The 19,476-nt window shown below is 50.7% G+C and carries 15 protein-coding genes and 1 pseudogene; 8 read left to right on the top strand and 8 right to left on the bottom strand.

All coding sequences use genetic code 11. The features are described 5' to 3' along the window. Nucleotides 1-26: 26 nt before the first annotated feature. The 3 genes from hslV to GOB58_RS05185 are packed head-to-tail and all read left to right on the top strand — an operon-like array spanning nt 27 to nt 2,387. Nucleotides 27-620 carry an ATP-dependent protease subunit HslV gene (gene hslV / locus GOB58_RS05195; RefSeq protein ID WP_086555448.1) on the top strand — a complete coding sequence of 198 codons (594 nt, stop codon included), beginning with the start codon at nt 27-29 and terminating at the stop codon, nt 618-620. 13 nt (nt 621-633) lie between these two features. Further along, nucleotides 634-1,947 carry an ATP-dependent protease ATPase subunit HslU gene (gene hslU / locus GOB58_RS05190; RefSeq protein WP_173559541.1) on the top strand — a complete coding sequence of 438 codons (1,314 nt, stop codon included), beginning with the start codon at nt 634-636 and terminating at the stop codon, nt 1,945-1,947. After that, nucleotides 1,947-2,387 (top strand): SufE family protein, encoded by a 441-nt coding sequence (locus GOB58_RS05185; protein ID WP_173559694.1) that lies wholly within the window; start codon nt 1,947-1,949, stop codon nt 2,385-2,387. Before hslU ends, GOB58_RS05185 begins: the two co-directional genes overlap by 1 nt. 79 nt (nt 2,388-2,466) lie before the next feature. On the opposite strand, the gene GOB58_RS05180 is transcribed toward GOB58_RS05185, so the two are convergent. The 4 genes from GOB58_RS05180 to GOB58_RS05165 all read right to left on the bottom strand — a co-directional run bounded on the left by GOB58_RS05180 (nt 2,467) and on the right by GOB58_RS05165 (nt 8,474). After that, nucleotides 2,467-4,791, bottom strand: coding sequence for a xanthine dehydrogenase family protein molybdopterin-binding subunit (locus tag GOB58_RS05180; protein ID WP_173559540.1), 2,325 nt, complete (start codon nt 4,789-4,791; stop codon nt 2,467-2,469). Further along, entirely contained in the window at nt 4,784-5,260 is a 477-nt protein-coding gene (locus tag GOB58_RS05175; protein ID WP_086555442.1) for a (2Fe-2S)-binding protein, read from the bottom strand. The genes GOB58_RS05180 and GOB58_RS05175 overlap by 8 nt, the downstream gene beginning before the upstream one ends. A 20-nt stretch (nt 5,261-5,280) precedes the next feature. Beyond that, complete coding sequence (locus tag GOB58_RS05170; RefSeq protein WP_086555441.1) at nt 5,281-6,612, bottom strand: c-type cytochrome; 1,332 nt, start codon at nt 6,610-6,612, stop codon at nt 5,281-5,283. A gap of 389 nt (nt 6,613-7,001) precedes the next feature. Beyond that, nucleotides 7,002-8,474 (bottom strand): mannitol dehydrogenase family protein, encoded by a 1,473-nt coding sequence (locus tag GOB58_RS05165; protein WP_173559539.1) that lies wholly within the window; start codon nt 8,472-8,474, stop codon nt 7,002-7,004. A 388-nt stretch (nt 8,475-8,862) separates the two neighbouring features. On the opposite strand from GOB58_RS05165, the gene rpmI reads away from it, so the two are divergent. From rpmI to pheT, 4 genes are all read left to right on the top strand, one after another. Further along, the gene (rpmI, locus tag GOB58_RS05160; RefSeq protein WP_086555439.1) at nt 8,863-9,066 is read left to right on the top strand and encodes a 50S ribosomal protein L35; all 204 of its coding nucleotides are present in this window, start codon (nt 8,863-8,865) and stop codon (nt 9,064-9,066) included. A 14-nt stretch (nt 9,067-9,080) separates the two neighbouring features. After that, nucleotides 9,081-9,440 carry a 50S ribosomal protein L20 gene (gene rplT / locus GOB58_RS05155; protein ID WP_086555438.1) on the top strand — a complete coding sequence of 120 codons (360 nt, stop codon included), beginning with the start codon at nt 9,081-9,083 and terminating at the stop codon, nt 9,438-9,440. A gap of 132 nt (nt 9,441-9,572) precedes the next feature. Continuing rightward, nucleotides 9,573-10,643 (top strand): phenylalanine--tRNA ligase subunit alpha, encoded by a 1,071-nt coding sequence (pheS, locus tag GOB58_RS05150; RefSeq protein ID WP_173559538.1) that lies wholly within the window; start codon nt 9,573-9,575, stop codon nt 10,641-10,643. Nucleotides 10,644-10,646: 3 nt separating this feature from the next. Further along, nucleotides 10,647-13,106, top strand: coding sequence for a phenylalanine--tRNA ligase subunit beta (gene pheT / locus GOB58_RS05145; protein ID WP_173559537.1), 2,460 nt, complete (start codon nt 10,647-10,649; stop codon nt 13,104-13,106). Nucleotides 13,107-13,151: 45 nt separating this feature from the next. Here the strand turns inward: pheT and GOB58_RS05140 are convergent, their stop codons facing one another. The 3 genes from GOB58_RS05140 to GOB58_RS05130 all read right to left on the bottom strand — a co-directional run bounded on the left by GOB58_RS05140 (nt 13,152) and on the right by GOB58_RS05130 (nt 16,054). Continuing rightward, entirely contained in the window at nt 13,152-13,922 is a 771-nt protein-coding gene (locus GOB58_RS05140) for a DNA alkylation repair protein (RefSeq protein WP_173559536.1), read from the bottom strand. 175 nt (nt 13,923-14,097) lie between these two features. Continuing rightward, the gene (locus GOB58_RS05135) at nt 14,098-15,843 is read right to left on the bottom strand and encodes an ABC transporter substrate-binding protein (RefSeq protein ID WP_242005233.1); all 1,746 of its coding nucleotides are present in this window, start codon (nt 15,841-15,843) and stop codon (nt 14,098-14,100) included. Nucleotides 15,844-15,850: 7 nt separating this feature from the next. Continuing rightward, on the bottom strand, nt 15,851-16,054 hold the full coding sequence (locus tag GOB58_RS05130; RefSeq protein ID WP_086555434.1) for a hypothetical protein: 204 nt from the start codon (nt 16,052-16,054) through the stop codon (nt 15,851-15,853). 339 nt (nt 16,055-16,393) lie between these two features. On the opposite strand from GOB58_RS05130, the gene GOB58_RS05125 reads away from it, so the two are divergent. After that, nucleotides 16,394-19,000 (top strand): cation:proton antiporter, encoded by a 2,607-nt coding sequence (locus tag GOB58_RS05125; protein WP_086555433.1) that lies wholly within the window; start codon nt 16,394-16,396, stop codon nt 18,998-19,000. Between the two features lie 334 nt (nt 19,001-19,334). Here the strand turns inward: GOB58_RS05125 and GOB58_RS05120 are convergent. Next, nucleotides 19,335-19,476: pseudogene (locus GOB58_RS05120) on the bottom strand (IS5/IS1182 family transposase); the annotation flags it as partial.

The following is a 19,476-nucleotide window of genomic DNA, read 5'->3' as shown; positions in this document are numbered from 1 at the left end:
GCAGGGAATCCCTATTTTTTATGATTATGAATAATTTTAAATCAGATTCTTCCTCATACGATCCGGTTGGCTGGCATGGAACAACGATTCTGTGCGTTCGCCGTGGTCAGGATGTTGCCATGGCTGGTGATGGTCAGGTAACGCTGGGTGCAACTGTTATTAAGGGTAACGCCCGCAAGGTGCGTCGTATAGGGCCGGGAGGCACAATTCTCGCTGGTTTTGCCGGCGCTACAGCTGATGCCTTTACGCTGCTCGAACGCCTTGAAGCCAAGCTTGAGCGCTATCCCGGTCAGCTTGAACGTGCCTGTGTTGAGCTTGCAAAGGACTGGCGTACAGACCGTTATCTGCGCCGGCTTGAAGCAATGATGGCGGTGGCTGACAATGAGCATTCTTATACCCTGACGGGTAATGGTGATGTTCTTGAACCTGAAGACGGTATCATCGCCATTGGCTCGGGTGGAAATTATGCCCTGTCTGCGGCCAGAGCACTTCTGACAGTTGATGGTCTGACAGCAGAGGATATAGTGCGTCGCTCAATGAAAATAGCTGGTGATATCTGTGTTTATACAAATCACTCCGTGCGTGTTGAAACACTTTCTGCCGGTCCGGTAAAAGAATAAGGGAGGCAGCGTTATGGAAATTCCGACATTTTCTCCCAGAGAGATTGTTTCTGAGCTTGATCGCTTTATCGTAGGGCAGGCAGATGCAAAGCGTGCAGTTGCTATTGCTATGCGTAACCGCTGGAGACGCTCCCGTTTAAGTGCAGGTATGCGCGAAGAGGTTGTGCCTAAGAACATTCTGATGATCGGCCCAACCGGTTGCGGTAAGACAGAGATCGCCCGCAGACTTGCAAAACTGGCTCAGGCGCCGTTTCTTAAAATAGAAGCCACCAAGTTTACTGAGGTAGGCTATGTTGGGCGTGATGTAGACAGCATCATCAGAGATCTGGTTGAAGCCTCGATCGTCATGGTTCGTGAATTAAAGCGGCATGAAGTGAAGGCTAAGGCAGAGCAGATTGCTGAAGATCGTCTGGTTGAGGCGCTGGTCGGGCAGGGCGCTTCGGCAGAGACAAAGAACAAGTTCCGCACGATGCTGCGTGATGGTCAGCTTGAAGACAAAGAAATCGAGATTTCTGTTGTTGAGGCCGCTCCTTCAGGTGGTGGTGAAATGCCCGGTGTTATGCCAGGTAATGTCATCAATTTTGGCGAGATGATGAAAGGCTTTATGAACCGTTCACCTCAGCAGCGCCGCCTGAAAATTTCTGTTGCCAGAACTTATCTTGAGCGCGAAGAAGCTGACAAACTTCTTGATAATGAAGCGATTACACAGGAAGCCGTCAGTCACGCACAGAACAATGGCATCGTTTTTATTGATGAAATTGATAAAGTCTGTGCCCGCTCGTCAGAAGGTGGTTCGCGAGGTGGTGATGTCTCTCGGGAAGGGGTTCAGCGTGACCTGCTGCCACTGATTGAGGGGACGACAGTTTCCACCAAATATGGCCCGGTTAAAACAGATCATATTCTGTTTATTGCCTCGGGTGCGTTCCACCTGGCCAACCCGTCTGATCTTTTGCCGGAACTTCAGGGCCGTCTGCCTATTCGTGTTGAGTTGCAGCCTCTGTCACGTGAAGATCTGCGCCGTATTCTGACAGAGCCTGAGCATTCTTTGCTGAAGCAATATATAGCTCTGATGCAGACCGAAGGCATCAGCCTGACTTTTGAAGATGGTGCTGTTGACGCTCTGGCAGATCTTGCCGCAGATATTAACGAGCGTGTCGAGAATATCGGAGCACGCCGTCTGGCGACTGTGCTTGAGAAACTGCTTGAGGAGATTTCTTTCTCGGCACCTGACCGCAGTGGTGAGAAGATCAGTGTACCTGCCTCTCAGGTGACAGAGAAAGTTGCCCCACTTGCTAAAAAGGGTGACCTTAGCCGGTTTATTTTATGATGGATGCTCCTTTTCTTTTGCCTGCCGAGGCTACAGCAGCTGAGGCTGTTGAAGCGATAGGCGATGAGCTGGCTTTGTTTGATGACTGGATGGAGCGTTATCAGTTCATCATAGAAATGGGGCGCAAGCTGCCTGCTCTTCCACAGGAATGGTGTAATGATGCACACCGTGTTCCTGGTTGTCAGAGTCAGGTATGGCTTGAAGCGAAAGAAGAAGCTGGCAGGCTGTATTTTGCCGGGCTTTCTGATGCTGCTATTGTCTCAGGCCTGGTGGCCCTGTTGCTCAGGGTTTATTCAGGCCGTTCACGTGAAGAAATTCTGGAGACAGATCCAAAATTTTTGCGTGACCTGGGGCTTGTGCAGGCATTGTCAACAAACCGGGGTAACGGTGTTGAGGCTATGGCACGTGCCATTCGTTCAGCTGCGGCGCAGACTGCCTGAGTACCCTGTATTTATAGTATGATAATATAAAAAAGGGCCACTTCCCGAGGGAGGTGGCCCTTTTTTGACAGTCTTATATTCAGCCTGCAGTTTTAGCCTGTAAGCCGGCAAGAACATCAGCTGGGCGGATAGGCTGGTGGCGCAGCCGTACACCAACCGCATTAAAGACGGCGTTGGCAATGGCTGCACCAATAGCCGTTACACCTGGTTCCCCAAGACCGGTTGGTTTTTCAGTGCTTTTTATAAACTCAATGTCAATTTCAGGCGCATCGGCAATGCGTATCGGGGTATAATTGTCGAGGTTATGTGCCTGAGGGTTGCCATTAACAATTTTGGTTGATTCAAACAAAGCCATGCTCAGTCCCCACAGAGCACCACCTTCTGTTTGTGCGGCCGCACCATCAGGGTCAACAATTGTGCCAGCATCAAGCACCAGCCAGATTTTCTGGCAGGTTACGACACCTGTTTTGCGGTCCACATGCACCTGTACAGCACCGGCTGTCCATGTCGGCATGTTGCGTTCCTGACCAAAGGTCGTGGCAATGCCCAGGGCCGTGTCAGCCGGCAGGTTTGTTTTACCGTAGCCACATTTTTCTGCCAGACGGCGCAAAACATTGGCCTGACGCTCAGCACCGCCCACTGCGTTCGGAGCGCTGCCGGCATTTCGGCCAGTTGCCCTGAGGTGCTCCAGGCGGAACTCAAGAGGGTCTTTCCCCGCATCATGTGCCAGTTCATCCATAAAGGCTTCATAAGCCCAGGATGTCCAGCCTGCACTGACCGAGCGCAGCCAGCCGGGGCGGAATGTCGCTTCAGCCAGGTCATTGCTCAGAGCACGTACCTGCATGGGGCCAACATCGTACCAGTTATCGGCACCGGCAATGGCAAACTGATCATAGGGTTTGCCATCAACGCCTTTTTCCATAAAGGCAGGGGCCATAACTTTTGTCGGCCAGCCGGCAGAAGCATGATGCTGCCAGCTCGTTACGGCCTTCTGATCATTCAGGGCCGCACGAAGTGTCTGCACAGAAGGTGAGCGAAAAGAGTCAAACTGCATGTCATCTGAGCGGGTCAGAATGAGTTTAACGGCTTTGCCACTCAGAGCTTTAGAGATAAGAGCTGCGGCTACGGCATAGTCACCATTCAGGCGCCGGCCAAAGCCGCCCCCCAGCAGGTAGCTGCACATAACGACTTCTTTTTCCGGCACGCTCAGAGCTTTGGCAATGACCGGCAGAAAAAGAGATTGCCACTGGTTGCCACAATGAACTTCCCATTTGCCGTCGTGCAGACGTGCCAGGGCATTCATGGGCTCCATGGTGTAATGCATGACAGAAGCACAGGTGTATGTCTGCTCAAATACCTTGCTGGCAGAAGAGAAAGCTTTATCTGTGCCGGGGTCATTAAAAACATAAACGCCGCCGTTTTTGTCGGCAATCTGTTTACGGCCGTAATCAATAATGTCCTGCTCAGAAACAGAGGCTGTTTTGCCAGGAGCCCATGTAACTTTCAGTGCATCTGTTGCACGAATAGCAGCCGGGTATGATGAGGCAATAACAACAACCCAGCCAGGTACAGTGTCTGACGGGTCTTCGATAACGATGTAGCGTTCGTAGCCTTTAACTTTTTTCGCATCGCTTTCATCAACCGACAGAACTCTGGAGCCATAGCGGGTGGGCGGCAGTTTAGGGCGTGCATACACCATCCCTTCAAGGGTGGCATCAATACCGTAAATAGCCTGGCCCGTGGTTTTGGCCGGGATATCAAGCGCTTTAACGTCTTTGCCGATCAGGCTTTGTTTTGATACGGGCTTAAGAGGCAGTTTGGCCATTTCTTCAGGTGTGAAGGTGCGTGTCGGGTGCGCCTTCTGAACAATGTCACCGTAGGAAATAGATTTGTTACCTGCGATAATCTGCCCTTTTCGTGCGATACACTGAGCAGGGGATACGCCAAGCAACTTCGCACCCTCTTCAAGCAGAACGGTTCGGGCTGCTGCTCCTACCTGACGGAAGAGATCCCACGTCATCCATACAGACCACGAACCGCCTGTGACCATCAGCCCCCATTTCGGGTCTGTATCAACCTGGGTGATCTGTACCTTGCTCCAGTCCGCTTCCATTTCATCCGCCATGATGCGGGCAAGAGCTGTGCCAACGTGCTGGCCCATTTCGGCGCGGATGATATTGATGTTGATCTGGCCGTCAGGTGAGACAGAAGACCAGATAGTCGGCTCAAAAGCACCGCTTTCAGGCGCACCATCTGCAATAGGATAGATCTGACTGGCGCTGGCCTTACGGGCAAAGCCAAATAAGAAAGCTGAACCGGCAGATGTCAGTAAAAAGCTGCGTCGCGTTGCTTTGAGTCCGTCTGCGCGGTCCTGCTGCATGGCAATACGTTCAAGTTTACCCATGAGATGGTGTCTCCTCACGTGCCGCAGCGGCAGCCTGTTTGATTGCTTTACGAATACGAAGATAAGTCATGCAACGGCACAGATTGCCAGCCATGACGCCATCAATCTGTTCATCGGTTGGGTCAGGATATGTTTTTAACAGGCAGGCAGCCTGCATGATCTGACCAGACTGGCAATACCCGCACTGAGGCACCTGAATATCACGCCAGGCTTCCTGCACAGGGTGCTGGCCCTGTGGGTCGAGCCCTTCAATCGTGACGACTTCAGCTTCGATTACGGAGCTGACAGGTGTAATGCAGGAGCGTGTTGACTGACCGCCAACATGCACGGTGCAGGCACCGCACTCGCCAATACCACAGCTGAATTTGGTGCCGGTCAGTTTAAGTTCATCACGCAGCACCCACAGAAGAGGGGTATCTTCAGGCACATCGACGGAAACGTACTGGCCGTTGAGTTTGAATTTGATCATTGTGTCGCTCCGTGACTGCCTTAGTGAGAAGAATTGACCGGAATAGTCTCAACAGTTGCACGTGCGGCAGCTGCTTTCTTTTCCAGATCTGTCCATGGTGGCAGTGTTGTGCGCGTGCGGCGCAGGTAGGCGGCCAGTCGTGCCATATCTTTATCAGAGAGCGCATTGTAAAAACTTGGCATAACAACGCCTGCCTGGCCTTCTTCAGCAGTGAAACCACGCAGGATGGCCTGATAAAGGTTCGTTGGCTCGTCAAGCCAGAGGGCGTTATTTAAAGCGAGTTCAGGCCTGCCTGAGGCTGGTGTCGGGGCTGAATTATAGTGACAGCCGGCACATGCTCCCTGGTAGAGCTTGGCATCCGGGTCAACGACCGGATGGGTCAGGTCGACAGAAGACTGATTCATAGCCAGAGCAAGCGCATCTTTATCATGCTTTGCGCGTACAGCAGCATTATCAACAAAAGCGAAATAGTGGGCTATGGCATGGACATCCTCTTCCGGAACTGTGGAGAGGAAGCGGTGAGGGACAGGTGACATGGGCCCGCCGGCTGATCCATGCAAAGGTGCGACACCGTTGCGCAGATAAGCATACAGCTCATCTTCGTTCCATGTGGTGGGTGTCGGGTTGTTTGCATTAAGTGGCGGTGCGATCCAGCCATCCACTACAGCGCCATCATAAGTTGAGCCGCTTTTTTCTGCGCCCATTAAGTTACGTGGTGTATGACATGACCCACAGTGAGCAACGCCTTCGGCCAGATATGCACCCCGGTTCCATAATGCGTCATGTGTCGGGTCGGGCTGATAAACACCCTGTTTGAAGAACAGGAGTTTCCACCCGGCCTGCAGCAGGCGGATATTAAGCGGGAAAGGCAGCTCGTTTGGCCGGTGTGTCAGATGCACGGCGGGGCGTGTCATCATGTAAGCATAAAGATCAGAGATGTCCTGATCGGTCATTTTTGTGAAATGGTCGTATGGGAAAGCAGGAATAAGGTTGCCCCCATCACGGCTGATGCCCCGGTGCATAGCCCGGCGGAAAGCCTCTTCTGACCATTTACCAATGCCGGTCTGCGGATCGGGTGTAATATTAGATGTATAAATAGCCCCGAAAGGGGTTTTCATCTGGTAGTCACCGGCAAATTCGGGGCCGCCACCCAGGTCAGTGCGGGTATGACATTCCGCACAATAGCCTTCAGCGGCGACAATGCGGCCGCGTTCAACCTGTTCAGCTGAAAAGCTTGAAGCTGCGGGAGGGGTGATGTCAGCGATAGCAGGATGCCAGGCATAGGCAAGAAAACCTAGTCCTCCAAGGAGACCGGCTCCGGCTATTCCAGCCAGGAAGATACGTTTTTTCACTCTGATCCTGCTCCTGTTATATCAGATTAAATAAGTGCGTGCACAGAAAACGCCTGTTGCATCGTTTTCCGTAACATTCTGACACAGACATAGTCTGGGATTGTGATGTGCTGTTGTTTCGCATTGTTAAACAAAGCTGGGGGCAAATGTAATCTGGGGCGCAAGATAGCGGATGATTACAGGATAAAAAAGACTTATTTGGTACTTAAGGAAAATTAAATACGATGTAAACTTTTGTATTTAAGATGATGATATTTTTCTTTTTTTAGTAAAAATTATGAATATTTAAAAAGTGGCACTGAGTGTCATAAAAATAGCCATTACCTGGATGTTAAGAGTCAGGCAATGGCTAAGAAATTTTAAAAAATACTTTTCAGTCAGGCGTGGTGTTAGTGCTCAAGCTGAAGTAGTGTTTTGCGCGCGCCGTGTGACTGTATGCTCTTGCGAAGATTGATTACTTCATTTGTGAAGTCCGGATACTGGGCAAGGTCCCACCCTGAAAAAACTGGTATTGTCAGACCTGCTTTGAGATCATGGCTCAAAATCAGTTTTTGGGTGGCATCTGTCAGCTCAGGTTCAGAGAAGCTATAGCTTTTTTTACTGTCAGTGGTGCCCCGCAGATATTCAAGGAAACAGGCTGTGCCAAAAGCCAGCCTTTTATGGTTTTTTCCCGTTTCAAGAATGCCTTTTACGGTATCTGTCCAGAAAACAGGCAGCTTTGATGCGCTGTCTGAGGCAATGCGCAGCAGCTGGTCGCCTACGGCCGGATTGCGGAAGCGGTTAAGAACCTGGCTGGCGTAGTCCGCGAGAGAGACGTCAGATGGTGGTGTGATAAACGGCGATGCATCCTGGGTCAGAAACTGCTCAAGTAAGGTGAGCAGGGTTGTGTCTTTCATCGCCTCAGGTACTGTGTCGTAATCCATAAGCAGGCCGGGCAGGGCCAGCATTGAATGCGATGCGTTGAGCATGCGCAGCTTGACCTGCTCATAAGGCTCAACATTTTTTGTAAACTGTACACCGACGGTTTCAAGTTCAGGGCGACCTGCGCAGAAGGAATCTTCAATGACCCACTGTGTAAAATCCTCTGCGAAGAGAGGCATCTGATCATCAATGCCGCTGAGTTTATTCAGTCGTTCTTTGTCTGCCCCGGAGACGGACGGAGTAATGCGGTCAACCATGGTGGACGGAAAGGTCACGTTTTCACTGATCCATTGACCTAAAGCCGGATCTTTTGCTGTGGCATAGGCGCAAAAAGCTTCACGGGCTACTTTGCCGTTGTCACGCAGGTTGTCGCATGTCATCACTGTGAAAGGGCCGGTGCCGTTGTCACGACGCAGGCGCAGGGCCTCAGTTACGAGGCCAAAAGCTGTGTGAGGCACCTCACGCTTCAGGTCCTCGGCAATGGCAGGAGTGTTGAGCATAAATTTGCCGTCTGCATCTATATTATAGCCGCCTTCGGTAATGGTCATGCTGACAATTTTAATGGCCGGATCTGCCAGGCGCTGAATGGCAGCTGAGCGATCTTTAGCGGCCTGTACATATTCTGTTATGGCGCCCAGAACCCTGGTGGTGTGGCTGCCGTCAGTTGAGAATTCCGTCAGTGTATAAAGGCCGTCCTGCCCGGCCATAATGCCGGCTCGACGGGTTTCGCGTTCGTTATCGCGCAGCCCTATGCCGACAATAGCCCAGTTCTCCTGTCCAGGGCGGGCCAGAACGCGGTCGATATACAATGCCTGATGCGCACGGTGAAAGTTACCAACGGCGAGGTGGGCAATGCCAGGGGCAACCTTTTTGCGGTCGTACCCAGGGGTAATAACCTGTGAGGGGAGCTGGCTGAGTGTGGCGCTGGACAGGGAAATCATGTGAGTGGCAAACCTCGCTTATAAAGTTACGCTTCATGCTGCGGAATGCATGAATCTCTGGTTGTCTAAAGCCTGCAAAAGAGAGCGTATCATCAGATGCAGGTCAGAGCCATTGGGAAAGGCGGCAGGTGCAGGGACAGTCCGCATTGTGCCGTGATGCAGCAGGGCAGGAGTGTGACTGATTGCCCAGGTGAAGGGCAGGCTGCATCTCTCTGATGGCTCATTTTCTCCATAAATTCATTTGAATGGTAGCTTGTAAATTAACTTAAACTCAGCTATGCACGCGACTTCAGATTACACGCGTCCGGGCCTGTGTGGGCATGCCTGGCCGTGTTCTGCTGTTTTTTGCTGATATAACAGCGATAACAAGTTTTCATGGAGTAGTGAAATGCCCAAAATGAAGACCAAGTCATCGGTTAAAAAGCGGTTCAAAATCACCGCAACCGGTAAGGTGCTTGCTGGCCCATGTGGTAAACGCCACGGCCTGATTAAGCGTCCGCAGAAAATGAAACGTACCAACCGTGGTCCTCAGACAATGACACCGCAGGATGGTCGTACAGTTAAACAGTGGGCGCCCTACGGGCTGGTTTAAGGAGCATCTGAGATATGGCACGTGTAAAACGCGGTGTAACAAGCCACGCCCGTCACAAAAAAGTCCTCGACCTTTCAAAAGGTTTTCGTGGCCGGTCCTCAACGAACTATCGTATTGCTATCGAGCGTCTTGAAAAGTCGCTTCAGTATGCATACCGCGATCGTCGTAACAAAAAACGTGAATTCCGCGCTCTGTGGATCCAGCGTATCAATGCAGCTGTGCGCGAGCACGGCCTGACCTACAGCCGTTTCATCAATGGTCTGGCAAAAGCCGGCATTGAAATCGACCGTAAAGTTCTGGCTGCTGTTGCATTTGACGATGCAGCAACATTTGCTGAAATCGTTAAAAAAGCTCAGGCTGCTCTCGCTGCCTGAAGTGTGCTGAGCACTGATGATTTTCAGGAAAGGTCGCCTCCCGCAGGCGGCCTTTTTTGTTTTAAGGGGTTTCCTCATACTGGCGGAGAGGATATTGCCCTGTAAACTATTTTTCTCCTCGCGTGAGGTTTCATGAACGACGATCTTGAGATTTTCCGGCAGAGTGTTCTGTCAGAGCTGGCTGAGGCTGCAGACCTTAAGGCATGGGATGCCGTCCGTGTTGGTGTGCTTGGTAAGTCAGGGCGCCTGACGACCCTGCTCAAGGCGTTGGGGAAGATGCAGCCTGAAGAACGTAAAGCCCGGGGTGCTGCCCTTAACCGCCTGCGTGATGAGCTTAGCCGTGCAGTTGAAGCACGCGGACAGGAGCTTGAGGCTGCAGCACTCGAAGCCCGTCTGATTGCTGAGCGGGTTGATGTTTCTCAGCCGCCACCAGCGTCACCGCGTGGTGCGATTCATCCCATTTCCCGTGCGGTTGAAGAGATGACCGCTATTTTTGGTGCAATGGGCTTTAGCGTTGCAGAAGGGCCGGATATTGAAACCGACTGGCATAACTTCTCCGCTCTGAATACGCCCGATCATCACCCGGCTCGTACTGATCACGATACGTTTTATATTGCACCGTCACCTGAGCTGGATGTGACGCATGTTTTACGTACGCAGACCTCAGGTGTGCAGATCCGCACAATGTTAAAACAGCAGCCTCCGCTGCGGGTTATCTGCCCTGGGCGGACGTATCGTGCTGACCATGATGCGACTCATTCGCCTATGTTTCATCAGTGCGAAGGGCTTGTGATCGGTAAAGATATTACACTGGGGCACCTGAAAGGCTGCCTGATCGAATTTTTGCGGGTTTTCTTTGGTAAACCTGATCTGCCTGTGCGCTTTCGCTCTTCTTATTTTCCGTTTACTGAGCCTTCGATGGAAGTCGATATCGGCTGGTCACGTCGCACAGGTGAAATTGGCGGCGGTGAAGACTGGCTTGAGGTGCTGGGGTCGGGCATGGTGCATGCCCGCGTGCTGGCAAACTGTGGCCTTGACCCGCGTGAGTGGCAGGGCTTTGCTTTCGGCATGGGTATTGAACGCCTGGCTATGCTGAAAAACGGTATTCCTGATCTGCGCTCATTTTATGAGAGTGATATTCGCTGGCTGCGTCATTATGGCTCAGACCCGCTTGCGCCAGCCTTACTGCATGAGGGCGTGTGAGTTATGAAATTTACGCTATCCTGGTTGTATGACCATCTTGATACTTCTGCCACGCTTGCCGAAATTTGTGCCAGACTGAACCAGATTGGCCTTGAGGTTGAGAGTGTTGAAAATCGTGGCGCAGCGGTTGCACCCTTTCTGACAGCGCGCATTCTTGAGGCAGAGCGTCACCCCGATGCTGACCGTTTGCAGGTCTGTTGTGTCGATGCCGGTCCAGGGTTTGAAAATGTGCAGGTTGTGTGTGGTGCGCCTAATGCCCGCGCTGGTCTGCCGGTTATTTTTGCACCACCTGGTACTTATGTTCCTGGTCTTGATATCACTATTAAGGCAGGCAAAATCCGTGGTCAGGCGAGTGGGGGCATGCTGTGCTCTCTGCGTGAGCTGGGTCTGGGTGAAGAAAGTGACGGCATTGCCGAGCTGCCGGATGACACGCTGCCAGGTCAGTCTTATGCCGATTTTGCCGGGCTCGATGATGTGGTGATTGATATTGCCATTACACCCAACCGGGGTGATGCTCTGGGTGTGCGGGGTGTTGCACGCGACCTCGCCGCTGCAGGTCTTGGTAAACTTCGCCCATGGCTGGCATCAGCTGTGGAAGGTACATTTACCTCACCTGTTGTATGGGAAAATACCAATCTGCCAGCCTGTCCGCTCGTTCTGGGGCGTACTGTTAAAAATGTTAAAAACGGTCCAAGTCCTGAATGGCTGAAGCGTAAGCTTGAAAGTATCGGGCTGCGTCCGGTCTCTGCGCTGGTCGATATTACCAACTATTTCTGCTTTGACCTTGGTCGCCCGCTTCATGTGTTTGACGTGAATAAAGTTGCCGGTGGCCGCCTTAAAGTCTGTCAGGGTGCGGGTGAGACATTCCGTGCGCTGGACGGGCAGGACTATATTGTGACACCGGATGACTGTGTTATCACCGATATTAACGGTGTGCAGTCGCTGGCTGGCATTATGGGGGGAGAAGCGTCGGGCGTCAGTGATGAAACAACTGATGTATTTATCGAATGCGCTTTATTTGACCCGGTCCGTATCGCTTTAAGTGCACGCAGAGCCGGTGTTTCCTCAGATTCAAGCTACCGGTTTGAGCGTGGTATTGACCCTGCATTCCCGGTTGCCGCACTTGAAGCTGCAACCCGTATGATCATGGATCTGTGTGGCGGAGAGGCCAGTGAGGTTGTCTCAGCGGGTGAGGCTCCGGCCTGGCAGCGTGAGGCAACATTACGTTTTGCACGGGTGCGTGACCTTGGTGGTCTTGATGTCGCGGCAGATGAGAGTGTTGCTCTGCTTGAAAAGCTGGGCTTCGAGGTGCAGGAACGCAATGAGACAGAGGTACGCGTCAGTGTACCATCATGGCGTAATGACATTGCTCAGCAGCCGGTCCTGTCGCAGGGGCAGGAGCTTGATGCAGCACTCGCTACAGCGGCTGCTCAGGGTGTTGCTCAGATTGAAGCTGAGAGCGACCTGATTGAAGAGATATTGCGTCTCAAAGGGCTTGATAGTATTCCCGCAGTTCCTTTGCCGGCCCTGAGTGTTGTGCCAGCGACAGCGTTAACACCAAAACAAACCCGCCTGGCCCGTGCAGGTCGTATCCTCGCAGTCCGTGGTCTGGTTGAAACGGTTGGGTTCTCGTTTGTATCCCATGAGGAGGCTTTGCGTTTTGGTGGTGCGCCTGAAGCTCTGCGCCTGCTGAACCCGATTGCATCTGACCTTGATCAGATGCGCCCGACCCCGCTGGTTAATCTGGTTGCAGCCTTGCAGCGTAACAGCGCACGTGGTCGTTCAGATATCGGTCTTTTTGAGGCAGGTCCGGCATTCTCTGCTGAGGGGCAGCAGATGGTTGTTGCTGGTGTGCGTGGCGGACATGCCCCACGTTACCCGGGGCATGAAAGTCAGGCTGTCTCTTTGTGGGATGTAAAAGCCGATGCGCTTGATGTTCTGACACAGCTTGGTGTTTCACCTGATGCGCTTAGTACAGTTGCAGATGCACCTTCATGGTATCATCCGGGGCGTTCCGGTTTGCTGTGCCAGGGGCCTAAAACAGTACTGGCTTGCTTTGGTGAGCTGCATCCTTCCATACTGCAGGCTGCAGGCATTGATGTGCCGGTTGTCGCCTTTGAAGTGTTTATGGATCGCCTGCCAGAGCCTAAAGTGCGTAAAAAATCTGCACCAAAGCTGTCAGCGTTTCAGCCGGTTCATCGTGATTTCGCCTTTGTGGTGAGCAGGGATGTGCCATGCGAAAACCTGCTTAAAGCAGTGCGTAACGCCGAGCGTAATCTGATTGTCGCAGTCAATCTGTTTGACCTTTATGAGGGACCGCATGTGCCCGAGGGTCATCGTTCAGTCGGGATCGAAATTGTATTGCAGCCTGTCGATAAAAGTCTGACAGATGCAGAAATTGAAGCTGTCAGTGAACGTGTTGTCGCTGCGGTTTCTAAAGTCACAGGTGCAGTTCTGCGCTGAGACTTTAAATTTTCACTGCTGAAACAGGGCAGCACCTCAGGGGGATTATTTTTCTCCTGAGGTGCTGCTTTTTTCTTTTTCAGGGCCCAGGGAGCGTAAGGCGCGCCTGACAATGCGACGGGTGGCTTTATTCTCCGGGGCTTCTTCTGTCCATTTCCGGCAGAGAGCCGTTACCCACTCAGGCTGATCTTTTGCGGCGTCATTTAGCCAGTTTGCTACTGAATCCTGGGCATAGCGTGTGGTTTCAGAACGCATGGGCTCAAGCAGAGGCAGCCCCTGTTCAGGGTTTTCTCGCAGTGGGCGAATATGCTGGCACCATACGCCCCTGGGGCGTAGCACCTCAACAGCAAAACGGCGAATATTAAGGTCGTTATCCGCAGTCCATGGGGTCAGTGCTTTAATCGACTGAGTGAGTGAGGCTGCAAGGCAGGGGCGGGCCGCGATCCATGCCCATTCACGCACAGCAAAATGCGGGTCTGCGGCAAAAGGGCGAACAATTTCAAGGAGCGTTTCGGGCGTATCGTTTTTATAATGACTGATCAGCCCGAAAACAGCAAAGCCACGCACAGTGTCGCTGACGTGGTGGCTCAGTCTGTTTAGCAGGGGTATGCCGCCATCATTATTCAGAGCGGCAGCACATAAGTGCATTTTTTCTATAAAGCCGGCTTTGTCGGGTAAAGGCCTGGCACGGTTGTCTGTCAGGGTGTTGAGAAGTACAGAAAAATCAATTTGCAGAGCATGCTGGAGTGTCGGTGCGGCCTCTTTTCCTTCAGACAGGTTTTTGCGCTGTTCCGGGCTGATCATGACGCGCGGCATATTTTCTCCTTTATCTGCATAGTGTTCGTACAGTTATTCACGATGCTCAGGGGATTATCCTTAAATTGTCCAGAACTTCATCCACAGATTCTGTGGATAAACTGAAAATTTCAAAAGAGAGCGCATGGCAGGAAGAAGTGAAAATACTCAACAAAATTAAAATGGTATTTTTATTTCAATGTAGCCAGACCTGTGAAAATAAAAGCTGATTAACAGGTGTATAAAAAAAATTCTTTAGTCTTGGTGAGGTGATAAGAACGGTTTTTTTTTCAATAAGAGGAGAAACGGGACTTTGAGCCATAACCATGCGGTCGATTGTGCGCCATAATGTTTCAGTTTCCTCTGCTGTGAGGTTTAAATCTGTTTTGACCTGGTCGATCAGTCGCTGAATGTCAGGGTTACAAAAGCCGGGGATATTGATTGAGCTGTCTGAGTTTGGATGAAAATTTTCACATCCCAGCAGGGTATCAAGAAAATTGGAGGGAGAAGGATAGTCAGTCGCCCAGTCTTTGAGGGCAATTTGCACATGATTTGCTGAATTTTGCATGTAGCCTGAGGCCACGGCTCTGTTAAGCGGGCGAAGGGTTGCTTTGTATCCAATATGTTGCAGCATATCGCGTATCCAGGCACCCATTGCCATCTCAACACTGGTATCGGCAGTAATGAGCGTGACGGCTTCTCCGTAGGTACCGCTCTCTCTGACTAACTGTTGTGCTTTTTCCAGGTCGGGGCTTTTCCACTCCGTTACAGGTGCATCCGGTGAAGCCGCTTTGCTGTAAAAACAAAAATCAGTTGCACCGGGCAGTGCGGATGGCACCATACCGCAGATGGGTCTGGCTATACCCGGCCCCCCGTAAAAAATGACCATTGCTTTACGGTTAACGGCATAATTTACTGCCTGACGTGCTTTGAGGCTGTTAAATGGCGGGATATTGACGTTCATGGCCAGAAAATACATGGCGGCATGCGGCATGACATGGGTGTTCTGTGCATAATGGCTGCCAAGTTCACCCAGGCGATCCATAGGGATGCTCTCTGCCATCCAGTCATACTGGCCATTCTGCACTGCCGTTACGGCAGTCTCATCAGGAATGCCAAAGCTATATTCTATCGCATCAGGGTAGGCTTCTGGCTGAGCCTCAGCACTCCATTGTCTGAAGTATGGATTACGTTCAAGCTTAAGGCTCTTATTGGGATCGTACGCAGTGATACGGTAAGGCCCGGTTGAGGGCAGGGGTGTGTTGCCGGTATCATGGTCAGGGGCATCGGCAGGCAGAATGACAGCGTGTGTAAAAGCCAGTTTCTGGAGGAATTCGTTGTCAGGGCCCGTCAGGTGAAAGGTAATGGTGCGATGAAGAGGATCATCCGTAATGCCTGCGCTGAGTGTACAGGTCGCTGGTGTTTTCAGGCACAGATCGGCGCCGGCTATGGCTGAGTAAAAAGAGCCGGCTGATGGTGACCCGACTTTAAAAATACGTTGAAAGGATGCTTTAACGTCAGCTGTTGTAACTGGTTTTCCGTCTGAGAAAAAAAGGCCGGGGCGGAGTGTAAAGATATAGGTCCGTCCGTTATCCTGTACGACAGGCGTATTTTCTGCCAGATCAGGCACGACTATATTACCATCAGGTCCTTGTGCTTTTTTGAAAGTTGTTAACCCGTCATACACGTTAGCAAATAAATTAATGTACTGGCTGCTGTAATTAATCTGAGGGTCGAGCGTTCCCCCTGATGCGGCGGCAGCTAATCGCAGTGTTCCGCCTCTGTGTGCGATATCGTATGGCCGAGGGGTATCAGAGAGAATTTCTGCCCGACTGCTGGTTGCTGTCGTGACAGCGCAGAATAAAATGAAGATGAACAGGGATGTCACTGAGCGCAGTGTAGTTCCTGGCGCGCGCAGTAACGTATCGCTATTCACCATCATATATCCCCTATGATTTCTGACCTGCCTGAGTGGGTGCAGGGGTAACAGCTGTCGGGTTTGACGGGCGTGCATAATCCGGTGGCTGGTACCAGGTCGGGGTGCGTCGCCCGTGATGGGAGTGCGGGTGGTATGCATTGTCAGACTGAAAGCTGCTGCAGGCTGTCAGAGTGATGGAGAAGGTGAGAGCTGCCAGGGCAGGAAATATTTTCATGAAGGCACACTACCAGAGAGAGAAAATAAAGACGATAACCGCTGATATTGTGTTGATCGCCGGGCTCTTGTTTGTATGATGTTATTTAAGGAATATGATCCTGCAATGCCAGACTGTATGTTATCTGCCGTCACGTGATTTTGTTACAGGATGTGACATAGCTGCGTTACGGGGAATGATGGTTGCATAATCGTGTATAGTTATTTTTTATCTTACCAACTCTTTGAGACGATAATTAAAAAAGTATGAAATTACCAAAATTCCATATTTCATTTTAATGTCGTAACTGGCATGTAGTGAATATAAAAAATAGTTTTTGACGGAAAGGACAGGAATAGAATGGCAGTCACTGGTCTTGCTGCGGTACTGCTTGCTATTGGAGTATTGTTTGTTGTTGTAAGTGCTGTTCAGCCAATTGCGCGTAAGCTTGAATTATCTGAAACAGTATTGCTGGCTATTGTTGGTATTATTATCGGCAGTGTTGCTGATTTTATTTTGCGTAATTCGCACCTCGCAGCATTGAGTGGTCTGGCTGAAATGATGCTGGACTTTCCCATTAACAGTGAAGCCTTTTTGTTGATATTCCTGCCCATGCTGGTGTTTCAGGGGGCTCTGGCGATCGATGTGCGGCGTCTGGCGCACGAAACGGGTACAGTGCTTTTGCTGGCTGTTGTGGCTGTTGTTGTCTCAACGGCGACGATCGGGTTTGCGCTTAAGCCGTTTGCTGACATGCCGCTGGTTGTTTGTCTGCTCCTGGGATCTATCGTTGCAACCACAGACCCTTCAGCCGTTGCAGGTATTTTTCGTGATATTGGTGCCGCAACACGTCTGACCCGCCTGGTTGAGGGGGAAGCCCTGCTGAATGACGCGGCTGCTATTTCTATTTTTTCTATCCTGTTGCCATCTATTACGCTTCATCATTCCATTCATCCTGGTGAGGCTGTTGTTTCTTTTCTCGTCTCGTTTGTCGGGGCCCTGATCGTTGGTATTATCTTTGGCCAGCTGACGCTGATGATGATTACGATTTTAGGGGGGTCTTCAGCGGCAGAAATTACTCTGACAGTTGCTCTGCCTTATATGGCTTACATTGTCTCTGACGAAATGCTTGGCGTTTCAGGTGTCGTGGCAACCGCTGCGGCGGGCCTGACACTGTCAATGTATGGCCCTTCGACCTTCAGGCCGCAGACCTGGCTGTTTATGAACCAGCTCTGGCAGCAGCTTGTTTTCTGGGCAGGTTCACTGGTGTTTGTGCTGGCATCAATGTTTGTGCCGCACCTGCTGGTTGGAATTACCTGGTGGGATTGTGTGCTGGTGCTGATTGCCAGCGTTGCGGGCCTTGCTGCGCGTGGTGCTGTGGTGTTTGGTTTGCTCCCTGTGCTGGCGATGACCAAGCTTTCTCCTCCGGTGCCCGTACCCTTTAAAATAACAATGGTGTGGGGCGGTCTGCGTGGTGCTATCACGCTGGCCCTCGCACTGGCGGTTACTGAAAATGAGCACGTCTCTGCTCCGGTTGCCCATTTTATTGGTATTATCGCGACAGGTTTTGTGCTGATCACTCTTTTGCTTAATGGTACAACGCTTCGTTCCCTGGTTCTGTTTCTCAAGCTGGATAAGCTGTCTCCTATTGATGAAGCTTTGCGCCATCAGATTTTGAGTATCGGCCTTGATCGTGTGTGCGATCGTGCTGCCAGAATGGGGCAGGAGCTTGGTTTTTCAGAAGATTCAACCCGTCCTGTATTACAGCAGATTGACCGCCGCGCGCATGAAGAGCAGCTGGTGAATGAGTTTGATACAGCTTTATCTGACATTCAGCGCGTAAACCTTGCGCTTATTACTATAGCCAGTCAGGAGCGGTCCTTATTGCTGGATCTGTTTCGTATTCAGGGACTTTCACGTCGTGTGATGGAAACCCTTCTGCGTAGTAGTGAAGCGGCTATTGATGGTGCGCGTCTTGAAGGGCGTGCTGGCTATGTGCGGGTTTTGCGTCGCAGACTCAGCCCATCTGTGCGGTTTAAACTGGCTCAGATAATTCATCAGAGGCTGCATCTCGACCGCCCCTTAATGTTATGTATGGCCAAACGTTTTGAAATGCTTATGGTCGCGCATTTTGTATCTGTTTCTCTGACCCGTTTTATGAAAGAGCGCATGGAGCCCACTCTGGGGCCGCGTGTTGGTGAAATTGTGGCTGAGGTTTTACAACGTCAGCGCAAAATGCTTGATGAAGCGGTGGAGACTTTGCGCCTTCATTATCATGGTTATTCAGAGGCGCTGGAAAGCAGAATTTTCAGGCAGATCACTCTGCGTCTTGAAGGGGAAGAGTATGATTCTTTGCTCGCAGAATCCCTGATTAGTGAGGAGCTGAACCGTGAACTGGTGACAGAGCTTGAGCGTCGCCGTAGTCGCCTGCAAAAACCTCTGAGCTTTAACCTTAAGAGCGGAATTGAAAGCCGCCTTAAAAGTGCGGCCATTTTTAAAGGCCTTCCCGGGGCAGAGTTGCATGACCTCGCAACGACAACGTCACTGCGGTTTGTTGCGCCTCATGAGCTGATCAGTAAGCGTGACCGTAAAGTGCGTACGGTTTATTTTGTGAGTGCAGGTCTCGCCGAAGCTCATGTCGCTGAACGTGATATTTATTATAGTGCCGGTGATCTTATTGGTGCTTTAGAGGTTTATCGTAATGAGCGGGTGCCTGCCAGCATCAGAGCTGTGCAGTTTGGACATTTTATGGCTATCCCGGCATCTCGTTTTCGTCGTCTGATTGAAGAATATCCGATCGTACTGGAGAATATTGAAGCTTTACGTCACAAACATGAAGGGCATTTGCAGGAGCGGGAAAGCGATTGTTCAATTAAGCTGGTGCCTGAAATGATTTCTTCTCAGGAGAATAAATCAGAGGATTTAGGGAAAGATAAATCTTCTCCCATTTTGCTTAAGCATGATCCCTGATCTAATAATTAAAAAAATTAAAAGAAAAATATTGATTTTAAAAATGGCCACTCATTTTTTTTGAGATGGCCATTTTTATATATTACACACAATGTAAAAACTATCATTATCCTATATTATTATAATTAAATAACACACTATATATTATTGAAATTAAATTTTTTACTTTAATTATTACATAAAATTTACTATATTATTTTAATTTTAATAAGTTAAAAGGCTATATCTTTCGCTTTTCCATCATGTGATAGTTTTATCTTAACTTGATAATATATACGCGCAAGTTGGAGAGTATGAAGTATGGCTGATACCCCCACCACGCTAGGCTCAGGACTCATTCTTTGAGATAGAAGATGAAGCTTGCAGCGATATGGATTGCGGACATGAAGGTATGAGCGCAGCGGTCGTATCGTGTTGCCACCCGTCGCCAGTCTTTGAGCTTTGCGAACATGTTTTCGATCAGGTGACGCTTTTTA

The organism is Acetobacter thailandicus, assembly GCF_011516655.1.
In the GTDB taxonomy this organism is placed as follows: Bacteria; Pseudomonadota; Alphaproteobacteria; order Acetobacterales; family Acetobacteraceae; genus Acetobacter; species Acetobacter thailandicus.
This window is presented reverse-complemented; position numbering and strand designations above follow the sequence as displayed.

Excerpts from the sequence above, each read along its gene's own strand:
- rplT (WP_086555438.1), top strand. The coding sequence starts at position 9,081 with ATGGCACGTGTAAAACGCGGTGTAACAAGCCACGCCCGTCACAAAAAA.
- pheS (WP_173559538.1), top strand. The coding sequence starts at position 9,573 with ATGAACGACGATCTTGAGATTTTCCGGCAGAGTGTTCTGTCAGAGCTG.
- GOB58_RS05180 (WP_173559540.1), bottom strand. The coding sequence starts at position 4,791 with ATGGGTAAACTTGAACGTATTGCCATGCAGCAGGACCGCGCAGACGGA.
- GOB58_RS05130 (WP_086555434.1), bottom strand. The coding sequence starts at position 16,054 with ATGAAAATATTTCCTGCCCTGGCAGCTCTCACCTTCTCCATCACTCTG.
- GOB58_RS05125 (WP_086555433.1), top strand. The coding sequence starts at position 16,394 with ATGGCAGTCACTGGTCTTGCTGCGGTACTGCTTGCTATTGGAGTATTG.
- GOB58_RS05165 (WP_173559539.1), bottom strand. The coding sequence starts at position 8,474 with ATGATTTCCCTGTCCAGCGCCACACTCAGCCAGCTCCCCTCACAGGTT.
- GOB58_RS05135 (WP_242005233.1), bottom strand. The coding sequence starts at position 15,843 with ATGATGGTGAATAGCGATACGTTACTGCGCGCGCCAGGAACTACACTG.
- rpmI (WP_086555439.1), top strand. The coding sequence starts at position 8,863 with ATGCCCAAAATGAAGACCAAGTCATCGGTTAAAAAGCGGTTCAAAATC.
- hslV (WP_086555448.1), top strand. The coding sequence starts at position 27 with ATGAATAATTTTAAATCAGATTCTTCCTCATACGATCCGGTTGGCTGG.
- GOB58_RS05140 (WP_173559536.1), bottom strand. The coding sequence starts at position 13,922 with ATGCCGCGCGTCATGATCAGCCCGGAACAGCGCAAAAACCTGTCTGAA.
- pheT (WP_173559537.1), top strand. The coding sequence starts at position 10,647 with ATGAAATTTACGCTATCCTGGTTGTATGACCATCTTGATACTTCTGCC.
- GOB58_RS05175 (WP_086555442.1), bottom strand. The coding sequence starts at position 5,260 with ATGATCAAATTCAAACTCAACGGCCAGTACGTTTCCGTCGATGTGCCT.
- GOB58_RS05185 (WP_173559694.1), top strand. The coding sequence starts at position 1,947 with ATGGATGCTCCTTTTCTTTTGCCTGCCGAGGCTACAGCAGCTGAGGCT.
- hslU (WP_173559541.1), top strand. The coding sequence starts at position 634 with ATGGAAATTCCGACATTTTCTCCCAGAGAGATTGTTTCTGAGCTTGAT.